The sequence below is a fragment of the Agrobacterium sp. 22094 genome (assembly GCF_052046015.1).
GTDB lineage: Bacteria > Pseudomonadota > Alphaproteobacteria > Rhizobiales > Rhizobiaceae > Agrobacterium > Agrobacterium cavarae.
Genome location: NZ_JBQEPX010000040.1, coordinates 1 through 361, shown reverse-complemented (window position 1 = coordinate 361; position 361 = coordinate 1). Strand labels below are relative to the sequence as shown.

General features: G+C 59.6%; 1 pseudogene. It reads left to right on the top strand.

Annotated features, from left to right (window positions below):
- A pseudogene (locus ACTJK5_RS23075) lies at window positions 1-361 on the top strand (methyl-accepting chemotaxis protein); the annotation flags it as partial.

Genomic DNA, 361 nt, shown 5'->3' with positions numbered 1-361 from the left:
GCTTTGCCGTCGTCGCCTCCGAAGTGCGCAAGCTGGCAGAACGCAGCCAGGCGGCAGCCGCTGAAATCTCCTCGCTCTCCGGCGAAACCGTCCAGGTCGCGACCGAAGCCGGTGAAATGCTGAACCGTCTGGTTCCAGATATTCGCAAGACCGCGGAACTGGTCTCGGAAATCTCTGCCGCATGCCGCGAACAGGATATCGGAGCAAGTCAGATCAACGAAGCAATCCAGCAGCTCGACAAGGTGACGCAGCAGAACTCAGGTGCTTCCGAAGAAGTTTCTGCCACGTCCGAAGAACTGGCTGCGCAAGCCGAAGAGCTTCAGGCGAGCATCGCCTTCTTCAAGGTCGAACGCGCCGATGC